The 7,559-nt window shown below is 38.6% G+C and carries 7 protein-coding genes and 1 pseudogene; 6 read left to right on the forward strand and 2 right to left on the reverse strand.

Translation table 11 applies throughout. The features are described 5' to 3' along the window. Positions 1–183 precede the first annotated feature (183 nt). Positions 184–528: a hypothetical protein gene (locus Q1B07_RS15145; RefSeq protein WP_299090693.1), complete on the reverse strand. Its 345-nt coding sequence runs from the start codon at positions 526–528 to the stop codon at positions 184–186. 506 nt (positions 529–1,034) lie between these two features. Here Q1B07_RS15145 and Q1B07_RS15150 point away from each other — a divergent pair. The 5 genes and pseudogenes from Q1B07_RS15150 (at position 1,035) to Q1B07_RS15170 (ending at position 5,417) form a co-directional block, all read left to right on the forward strand. Further along, positions 1,035–1,580 carry a TetR/AcrR family transcriptional regulator gene (locus Q1B07_RS15150; protein WP_299090691.1) on the forward strand — a complete coding sequence of 182 codons (546 nt, stop codon included), beginning with the start codon at positions 1,035–1,037 and terminating at the stop codon, positions 1,578–1,580. Between the two features lie 305 nt (positions 1,581–1,885). Beyond that, on the forward strand, positions 1,886–2,968 hold the full coding sequence (locus Q1B07_RS15155; protein WP_299090689.1) for an alpha/beta hydrolase: 1,083 nt from the start codon (positions 1,886–1,888) through the stop codon (positions 2,966–2,968). A gap of 542 nt (positions 2,969–3,510) precedes the next feature. After that, entirely contained in the window at positions 3,511–4,356 is an 846-nt protein-coding gene (locus tag Q1B07_RS15160; RefSeq protein WP_299090686.1) for an SDR family NAD(P)-dependent oxidoreductase, read from the forward strand. Between the two features lie 145 nt (positions 4,357–4,501). After that, positions 4,502–4,645, forward strand: a pseudogene (locus Q1B07_RS15165) (MFS transporter); the annotation flags it as partial. Positions 4,646–4,709: 64 nt separating this feature from the next. Then, a complete protein-coding gene (locus Q1B07_RS15170; protein WP_299090683.1) occupies positions 4,710–5,417 on the forward strand; it encodes an SDR family oxidoreductase in 708 nt (235 codons plus the stop codon). Positions 5,418–5,846: 429 nt separating this feature from the next. Here the strand turns inward: Q1B07_RS15170 and Q1B07_RS15175 are convergent, their stop codons facing one another. Continuing rightward, positions 5,847–6,755 carry a LysR family transcriptional regulator gene (locus Q1B07_RS15175; RefSeq protein WP_299090681.1) on the reverse strand — a complete coding sequence of 303 codons (909 nt, stop codon included), beginning with the start codon at positions 6,753–6,755 and terminating at the stop codon, positions 5,847–5,849. Between the two features lie 82 nt (positions 6,756–6,837). Between Q1B07_RS15175 and Q1B07_RS15180 the strand changes: the two genes are divergently transcribed. Continuing rightward, positions 6,838–7,278 (forward strand): dihydrofolate reductase family protein, encoded by a 441-nt coding sequence (locus Q1B07_RS15180; RefSeq protein ID WP_299090678.1) that lies wholly within the window; start codon positions 6,838–6,840, stop codon positions 7,276–7,278. Positions 7,279–7,559 lie beyond the last annotated feature (281 nt).

The raw sequence follows: 7,559 nt of genomic DNA on the forward strand, positions 1-7,559 counted from the left end.
AATGAGGCTGTCTCAGGTAGAGACAGCCTCTATTCTTTGATTATTTCTTCTGAAAATAATCTGAAAATGCATGTAAGAACTCTATTCCTTGGTATGTGAATAGACTAAGTGCAGTTATTGAAAAAAAGACAACTGGAATCATTCTTAACCAAAACATCATTTATAACCTCCTATTTTGAAAATTTAGGCTGTAAATAAATGATTTTTAGAAAAGTATGATGATTGGTAATAAACGGAGTAAAGGAACTGCTTTAACTTTCGTCGCGTCTTAGTTGAAGCTGTAAATATAAGTGATACCATTGCAACGACTAAGATCAACGGATCCTTTAACTGATTGTTGCTAACAAATAAACCGTGCTTTTGATCATCTTCTTGTAGATTGATAGTTGCGACTGATGCTTCAGATTCAACGCCTAGTACTTTACCATGATGGACTGGCTGATGTAAGTGAGACATTGAAACAAAATGAAACCCTGCAAAAACGATCAAAAGCATCATCGTTGATTTAATCAGCAAGTGAAGTTTCAATGTTGTCACCCCTTTGCCGAGTAATAGTCTCATCATATACCTTTTTAGCTGATTTGAAAAGAGTTTTATTTGTCTGTAATGGTCAATTTTTGTCAGATTGGCAATGTAAGAGTTAACTAAATTTCTTATTGTTAGTCATATTAATTTCCTCCTAGATTGATTTTTTTCATGATTGGTAAAACCCTTCATGTGTAAATTTCTTGGTTGGTGCTTCGCCAATCCCACTTATTCATCCATAATAACAACAATTTTATCTTGGATATTTAACATACTAAGTAACATACTTTCTTTTAAATTGTTTAATAAAACAATACATTTGCAACTAAAATGGTAGGCGCTGATTTCATATATCAAAGAAAATCATCATTGATTGATTAATCAACATTTGTTTATAATTATAAATAGAAACATGATACCTTCAATGGTTAATTGAGCGCGATTCGTTTATTACTCAATAAATTAATAATAATTGTTGATTAACTTTAGGAAAGTTAGGTGAGCAAACAATGCCGAAAATAGATAGAAGAATAATCAAAAGCCAAGAAGCAATTAAAAAGGCTCTTATCGAACTAATGTCTGAAAAAAGTTTTGATAACATTACCATTCAGGATATTGCCGACAAGGCAAATGTGAACCGAGGAACCATCTATCTTCATTACTTAGATAAATTTGATCTTTTAGATAAGATCATGGAAGAACATATAAACAACATGAATAATTTTTGCGAGTCGGCATCTGAAATGGATTGGCTAGAATCGACTGTACACTGTATGGAATATTTTAAAAGCAATTATTTATTCTTTTCGACGATGTTAGCGAGTGAAGGAGCCACATATTTTCGCAGCCGGTTCCTTCAGTTTAATATCGAAGAGTTCAAGAAAGATGTGGACATAACAAAAGGAAAAAATGTCGGTCAAAGTGAAGAAGTAATTGTTCAATTTGTTGCAAATGCTTACGTAGGGGTCGTGGAATGGTGGTTGAAGAATGGAATGCCTTATCCGCCTCGTGTCATGGCAGAAAAAGTAGGGGATTTGTTAGACAGGCTTGTATAATTATTTCTGAATGGTCAGTTGATAAACTAATACAATCAAGGAATAACGACCACCCGTTATTATCACGGGTGGTCGTTATTTCTATGACAGAATTCTCATTAATTTCTAATCGTTTTATAATTTTTCCTTAATTTAGTTAGATTAAGGTGAAAACTAAGCCTAAATAAAAGGTGATGTTCACAAAGAAAGGGGGATAAGGCATGCCAACAAAATATATTTTGAGCAAATTTCAAACGTGAACAGAACAGAATAGAAATCACATCAGCAAAAACATTGGAGGAATTTAACGTGAAAAAAAATCTATTATGAAGCGTGGCCTTCAGATTCTCACAGTGTTGGGACTGGGCTTAGTTTTATCCACGACAGGCGTTGGTGCTGCATCCAAGACCGGCGTTGGCGATACATACACGCCGGACATGTCCAATGGAGCAGACAACTTTTACAAAAGCAACAAGGTAACCATGAAGAAGGTTGAGTTTAAAAATCAATACAACATGAATGTTGTAGGGAATCTTTTTATTCCCAAAGATTTGAAGAAGAACACCAAAAATCCCGCGATCATTGTTGGGCATCCTATGGGCGCAGTAAAAGAACAAAGTTCGAATTTGTATGCCCAGAAAATGGCTGAACGGGGATTCGTTACTTTGTCCTTGGATTTGTCTTTCTGGGGAGAGAGTGAGGGTCAGCCTCGCAATGCTGTTTCGCCGGATATCTATGCCGAGGATTTCAGTGCTGCGGTGGATTTCCTAGGCACCCGGTCGTTTGTTGACAGGGATCAGATTGGTGTACTTGGGATTTGTGGAAGCGGGAGCTTTGCCATCAGCGCAGCCAAGATCGACCCACGTATGAAAGCCGTTGCGACAGTCAGTATGTACGACATGGGTGCTGCCAATCGTAATGGGCTTAACCATTCCCTTACACTTGAGCAAAGAAAGCAGATCATTGCAGAGGCAGCCGAGCAACGTTATGTGGAGTTCACGGGCGGTGAAACCAAATACACCAGTGGGACAGTACATGAGCTAAATGAAAACTCTACAGCTATTGAGCGTGAGTTTTATGACTTCTACCGCACTCCAAGAGGTGAATTCACTCCAAAGGGATCGTCACCTGAACTCACGACACACCCGACGCTGACCAGTAACGTCAAGTTCATGAATTTCTACCCGTTCGAAGACATAGAGACGATTTCTCCTCGTCCGATGCTTTTCATTACAGGTGAAAACGCTCATTCCAGAGAGTTCAGCGAAGAAGCCTACAAGCTAGCAGGCGAACAGAAGGAACTTTACATTGTTCCAGGCGCAGGTCATGTGGATCTGTATGACCGGGTAAATTTAATCCCTTTTGACAAGCTTGAGTCATTCTTCAAAGAAAATCTGAAGAAAAAATAAGGCTTGTGTTGAAGATCATAAAGAGATTTTCGTGCCAATAGTAATTGAGGAAATCCGCTGAGTGAATCCCGCATACTTTTTCGGGATTCACTCTTTTTTTGTCTTCCCTACGCTATGTAGAAACGAATAGAAAGAAGACCGTTCCGGAGCTGCTACGCCCTCTTCATTTGACTAGCAACTTGATCGGCACCCGTCATACTTCCTTCTCTTGCAACAGTAAGAAAATATCGTAAAACTCTAAATTCCATATAATCACTTTCTCGTTCATAATGATTCAGTCAATACGTTATTAGAAATACCCAAAAAGCATATCTTGATATAAGATATAAGTATTTGTTATATACAAAAGAGATATTTAGAATAATAACAAAGGATGAAAACAACAGAAAGAAGGATTTTATCCAATATGTCTACTATTCATGATAACTTCATGGAAACAGTTTCGGGGTTTTTTAAAACAAGTTGGCTAATGAATGGTGTAAACAAAGGAATCTTTTCTAAAGAAAAATAAATATGAAAAAAGAAACTAGGAGGAAATAAATATGACTGAAAATAAGAAAGTTTGGTTTATTACGGGTGCCGGGCGCGGCATGGGTGTTGATATCACGAAGGCGGCCCTGGCTGATGGAAATCAAGTTGTTGCGACAGGCCGAAATATGGATAGAGTCGCAAAAGCCCTTGGCGATGACGAAAACCTGCTGGTCGTAAAACTGGACGTCACCAGCCCGGTTGATGCCGAGGCAGCCGTCAAAGCTGCGGTTGACAAGTTCAGAAAGATCGACGTACTTGTTAATAACGCAGCTAATTTCTATGCGGGCTACTTCGAGGAGCTGACCCCAGTGCAAATCGAAAATCAATTTGCCACTAACCTCTTCGGCCCAATGAACGTTACCCGAGCAGTGTTGCCTGTGATGCGCAAGCAGCGTTCCGGTCACATCATCTCGATCTCTTCAGGCGCCGGCATTTCTGGATTCGAGTTTAATACAGCTTATGCCGCGTCTAAGTTCGGACTCGAGGGATGGATGGAGTCGCTGCAGCCCGAAGTCTCGCCGTTCGGTATCCATACCACCATTGTCAACCCAGGGATGTTCCGCACCGAGCTTCTCACGAATGAATCGGCGACCTACGCGGATCCTTCGATTGAGGACTACTCCGGCTGCAGAGAAAGAAATCAAGATGCGTATAATGCTCAGAATGGCAAGCAGTCTGGCGACCCGGCCAAGCTCGCTAAGGCACTGATCAAGATCTCAAATGAAGAGCAGCCTCCACGTCGCTTCATCGCCGGGGCTGACGCCGTTGGCATCGCAGAGCAAAAGATTGCCGACCTCCAAGTGCAGATTAATGCTTATCGAAACCTTTCGACCTCCCTCGCTTGCGAGGATGCGTAAACTCTCAGACGGAAGTTAACTGAATTCTTTGGGAAGAAACGTTAAAATAAATTTCCCCCATAACTTTTTGGGAGAAACTTATTGAAGACAGGAGCTGTTTTTTTGGCTAAATGAAATAATTTGTTGATTTTCATATTAACTATTTGGTGCAGCTGTAGGCGGGTTATTTATATCAGAAATGGGTACACAATACGTAGTATTGGTTGGAATCCTATCATTATTATTAAGTTTGGTAACTATTTTACTAAGAAATTATATGTATAGTCCTACAAAAGAACTCTCCGCATAAGGATTATCCCTTTTAGGATTTTTTAGATGCCACTCAATCAAAGAACGAGAAATGGGGGAATAAAATGTCACACGATAAACAAGTTGCGCTTGTAACTGGCGGGAATCGAGGAATTGGATATGAACTGGTCAAACAATTGGCTTTGAATGGTTTTAAGGTGATTTTGGCAAGTCGGGATCCAGAAATGGGTAAAGAAGCTGTGCAAAAACTTAAGGAGTTAAATTTGGATGTTTCGTGTGTAGAGATGGATGTCGCCAATCAAGAAAGCATCCATCAAGCTGCGGTTGCAATAAATGAAAAGTATGGAAGATTAGACGTATTGATTAATAATGCAGGCGTGTATTTAGATGAGAATAAAAAGTTATTGGCAATGGACCCTTTCATTCTGGAGAAAACAATGGCAACTAATTTCTTTGGCGTTTACCATGTGATCCGTTCCTTTATTCCCCTCATGGAAAAACAAGGCTTTGGGAGGATTATTAATGTTTCCTCAGAATATGGGGAGATGAGCCAAATGTCATATCCAGGCGTAGGAGCTTATAAGTTGTCTAAATTTGCCCTAAATGGATTGACGCGATTAGTAGCAGCAGAAATCAAGGGTGATATTAAAATAAACGCCGTCGATCTGGGATGGGTAAGCTCAGATATGGGTGGACCATCGGCACCAAGAACTCCTAAGCAAGCAGCTGAGTCTATTCTGTGGTTAGCCACGATTGGACCTGAAGGACCTTCTGGAGGGTTCTTTAGAGATGGAAAACAAATCCCTTGGTAAAAACATTAGTAGTTGTTCAGGTGCATCAGTATGAGGTAGGTACAGCTCCATAGATGACACCTTGACTCTTGTATTTAAAGAAACTGGCAGGTTAGTTCTTGTAAAAATATGACTCACAAGTTAATTCTATATTAAATAGAAAAAGGAGAATGCACCTAGTGTTCAAACTAGGTATATTTTCCTTTTTTTACAATTTCGATTATTTTGTTGAAGAACAACAAATTACGCTAATTTAACTATTGAACGCATCTTGGTTCTATTCTTAATTTTCAACAGATGTTGATTAATCTTACTACGTCAGAAGCAGAGGCTGCCGTCAAGCTGGCAGTACCCCAATTTGGACTCAATAATGTGCTGGTCAACAATCCAAGTAACCTATGACGGCTTCTTCGAGGAATACATTATTCATAATATGTTTACGAGATTTTCCTATATATCTGATGAAGAATTTGAAAATTTCTCCTGAATTTCTTTTAAAAACATATCAGCAGCAGCGGAAAAAACCTGATGCTTCTTCCAAACAATATTTAGCCCAGCTTCAAGTCTTGGCTCTAGCGGTCTAAAACAAAGGTTACTGTCGCTAGACGTATTCACTAGTTTATCTATGGTTACTGCATAGCCGATTCCCTCTTCAACCATAATAGCAGCATTATATAGAAGATTGTATGTAGTCACGACGTTTAATTTATCAAAATCTTCACCAAACCAATTCACAAATTCATTTTTAGACAATGTCTGTTGCATAGCCTGTCGTGAACAAATCAGCGGAACATTTAATAAATCAACTGCTTGAATGGTATCTTTAAAAGCAAGAGGACTGTCTTTTCTCATCACAACGCCCCAAACATCTTTGGCTGGGATGTTGATATAATTGTATTTTGATAAATCAGCTGGTTGAATTAAAATACAAAAGTCAAGCAATCCCTTGTCAAGTCGTTCAGTCACATCGTCTTCGTTTCCACTGTAAAGGTGATACCGTATATTTGGATAACGTAATTGTAAATCTTTTACTACCCGAGCAATCTGTTTCATGGCTTCTGTTTCCCCACTACCTATGTAAACATCACCACTTATGGTTTCTTCCATGGAACTAAATTCTGCCTCTAATTTATCGACCATATCAACAATTTCTTCTGCTCTTTTTCGCAGGAGCATTCCTTCATCTGTGAGAATGATACTGTGACTACTGCGAGTAAATAGTTTTTTCCCTAATTCTTCTTCAAGATCTTTTAATTGTCTTGACAAAGTTGGCTGTGTAACATGCAAAAAATCAGCAGCACGCGTCATGCTTCCTTCTCTTGCAACTGTAAGAAAATAGCGCAAAACTCTAAATTCCATCTAATACTCCTCCTTTATCATGTTTTAGTATAAATGTTTCAGAAATGCTTATCAAGCATATCTTGATATAAGATATAAGTATTTGTTAAAACATGACAACATTGAGCCGACCCCTAGAACCGATTACGTCGCAATTAAGGATGCTAAGAGTTATGCTGTAGTAGTAGATCCCTCCAGGAAATTGGGATGGACAAAAAATTCAATTGAACCATGGAATGAGAATAGGTCGGAGGATCGCATAGTAGAGGTTCTTACAGAGCAAGTGTCTGATGCATACCTGGCTCATCTGAGGAAAATAGGTATATCTTATATTTTTGGCGGAAAAGACCGTTTAAATTTTACTGTCGTAGTGGAAAAGCCAAAAAATCTTTTTGCTATCGATAAATTAAAGCTAGAAGGCGGAGGCTTTTTAAATGGCTCCTTTTTGAATGAGGGATTAATTGATGAATTGAGTCTGATTTTAGTTCCAATTGCAGATAGTGCATCTAACTCTGTGACACTATTTGAGCGAGCTCCTTTCTAACAAAACAGCAGCCAGTAAATTTCTTCTTGAAAGAAGTCGAAAAACTGGATGACAGTGGGTTATGGTTGAAGTACGTAACAAAACAAACATGATTAATCATGATGTAACAGCACAAAATAGGGTTTCATTTTGGATTATCTACAATAGAAAAAAGAGGGATCCAAGTTTCAAATTTATGTTTGGAACGATATCATTTGTAAGATATTCTGTTACTGACGCTCTATAATGACAAGAAATTGATGAAATACTTTGTCCATAATCTGACGGAATTATTGGCCGGA

This window comes from uncultured Metabacillus sp., assembly GCF_947503125.1.
Taxonomy (GTDB): domain Bacteria; phylum Bacillota; class Bacilli; order Bacillales; family Bacillaceae; genus Metabacillus.